General features: G+C 72.2%; 2 protein-coding genes and 1 pseudogene. All 3 read right to left on the bottom strand.

All coding sequences use genetic code 11. The annotated features are described in order from the left end of the window. A partial coding sequence (locus FNH08_RS48950; RefSeq protein WP_322726639.1) for a DedA family protein occupies positions 1-557 on the bottom strand: 557 nt, incomplete at its 3' end. A 308-nt stretch (positions 558-865) separates the two neighbouring features. Then, positions 866-1321, bottom strand: a complete 456-nt coding sequence (locus tag FNH08_RS48945; protein ID WP_152778380.1) for a DoxX family protein — start codon at positions 1319-1321, stop codon at positions 866-868. Between the two features lie 87 nt (positions 1322-1408). Next, a pseudogene (locus FNH08_RS48940) lies at positions 1409-2311 on the bottom strand (FAD/NAD(P)-binding protein); the annotation flags it as partial.

The following is a 2311-nucleotide window of genomic DNA, read 5'->3' as shown; positions in this document are numbered from 1 at the left end:
GCCCCGAACAGCGCCCCCACGGACACCACCGTGGCGGCCCACGACGTGCCCAGCCAGTGCGCGCCGAAGTAGCCGAGGGCCACGCTGTACGCGGCCCAGGCGATGCCGGCCAGGATGGACCAGGGCAGGAAGTCCCGGACGCGGCGGTGGGCGGCGCCGGCGCCCAGCGAGACGACCGAGCGGCCGGCGGGGGCGAAGCGGGCGAGGACGACCAGGGCGCCGCCACCGCGGGCGAGGGCCGTGCCGAGACGTTCCTGCGCGGTGGTGAGGCGACGGGAGCGGGCGATGGCGCGGTCCAGACGCTCGCCGCCCCGCCAGGCCACGCGGTACGCCACCATGTCGCCGAGCACGGAGGCGGTCGCCGCGGAGAGGAGGAGGGCAAGGATGTCCGGGACGTCCTCCGCGCCCGTCGCCGTACCCGCCGCTGCCGCCGTCGCCGCCGCGATGACCAGGACGCCGCTCGGCAGGATCGGGAGGAAGACGTCCAGCAGGATGGAGGCGGCCACCACGGCGTAGATCCATGGGCCGGCGGTCAGCGACCCCACACTCTCAAGCACCGTCTGCTCCCCTTGACTCCCCCGTGGGCCGCTGTCGCCGGGAGTACCGGGGCGGCCTGTGACAGCCAGACAGCGTACGCCCCGGGTGTGACAGAGGGTTCACAGGGGCTTGTGTCTGCGTCACATGCCGTTCACCCGGCCGTCGCCCCGGTCCCCCGGCGCGCTGCCGGTGCGCGTCCTCGGGGGATTCCGCTTAGGTGAACGCCGAGAACAGGGTGTGGCTGGACTTCACCGCTGATGCCACCGTGACACGCGGTGGCGCCCGCCTCCGTGGTGCGGAGACGGGCGCCGGGGTCGTGCGGTTCGGGTCAGGCCGCCACGGGGGTCTGGTCCGAGGCGGGCTTCTTCGCGGACGCGGCCGAGCGGTTGGCGAACAACCGGTCGAGGCCGAGCGCGCCGGAACCCGTGAAGACGAGCAGGAACATCGACCAGCAGTACATCGCGGCACCCTCGCCCTTGTTCTCGATGGGCCACAGGCCCATGGGCTGGTGGACCTTGAAGTACGCGTAGGCCATGGCGCCGGAGGCTATGAACGCCGCGGCACGGGTGCCGAGGCCGAGCAGCACCAGGCTGCCGCCGACGAGTTCGATGACGGCCGCGTACCAGTTGGGCCAGGCGCCGGTCTCGGCGGTGGCGCCGTTGCCGTCCACGCCGCCGAAGGCGCCGAAGAGGGACATGGCGCCGTGGCAGGCGAACAACAGGCCTATGACGATGCGGAACAGGCCGATGGCGTACGGCTGGGCGCTGTTGAGGCGTCCGGTCATGTGGGGGGGCTCCTACGGTGGTTTCCCGGTCCTCTTGTGAAGGACCGGTGGGGACGAATACCGAGCGGTAGCCCACGGTAGGTCGCCCTAATCTATGCTTGCAAGTTCAACATTCGGCCATGCCTTTGCTTCCGTTTGACGTTCCGTTTGCTGATAGAGCGCGCGGAGAGCCGCTCGGGCCACGGCGTCCGCGTCGGACAGCGTGACCGAGTCCACACCGGGCCTGGCCCCGGCGGCGGTCACCCAGTGCACTCCCTCCGTGGGCACACCGAACGCGAACCGCCTTGTGTGGGAGGCGCCTTGACGGTCTATCAGGTGGTACGGGCGCGGTGTCACGTCCACTCCGCCGGTTTCGTAACCGTCGACGGTGTGCGGGCGGGCCTGACCCGTCGTCAGCAGTCCGGCGAGGAGTTCGTCGGCGGTCCGGCGCAGGTCCGGTTCCGGGAGGCGCGCCTCGATGAGGGTGGTCGCGCGGACGGCTGAACCGGGGACCTCGGGGGAGTGCGCGTGCCAGGCCCCCTCGTCCGGCCGCACCTTCAGGCGCGGGCCCACGACGGTCAGGACGCCCGCCTCGATCAGGGCCGCCATCTCCTCGATGCGGCTGCGGGGCGGGCCGATGGAGAGGAACGCGTTGAGCGGCGTGTACCAGCCGTCCAGGTGGTCGCGGCGGGATGGCCCGGCCAGACCGCCGTGGTCGACGATCAGCCGGAGCTCGTTGCGCAGGTCCCGCAGTACGTCGAGGGCGGCCTTGAGCGGGCCGTCGACGTTGCCGAGCGCCGCCTGGGCCGCGTCCTCGTGGAGGTGCGCGAGCAGCCAGTTCCGCCAGGCGCCGGGGTCGGGGAAGCCCTGGCCGGCGTACGGCCGCGCGACACGGTCCCAGGACCAGCGGTCCGCGTGCGGGACGCCGAACTCGTCGAGGACGGCGGTCTCCTGAGTGCTGCGGTGGGGCGCGGAGAGGAAGCGTTTTCGGAAGAGGGGGAGGGTGAGGAG

Source organism: Streptomyces spongiae (genome assembly GCF_009377185.1).
Taxonomy (GTDB): domain Bacteria; phylum Actinomycetota; class Actinomycetes; order Streptomycetales; family Streptomycetaceae; genus Streptomyces; species Streptomyces spongiae.
The sequence above is the reverse complement of the archived record's forward strand: the minus strand, read 5'-3'. Positions and strand labels throughout refer to the sequence as shown.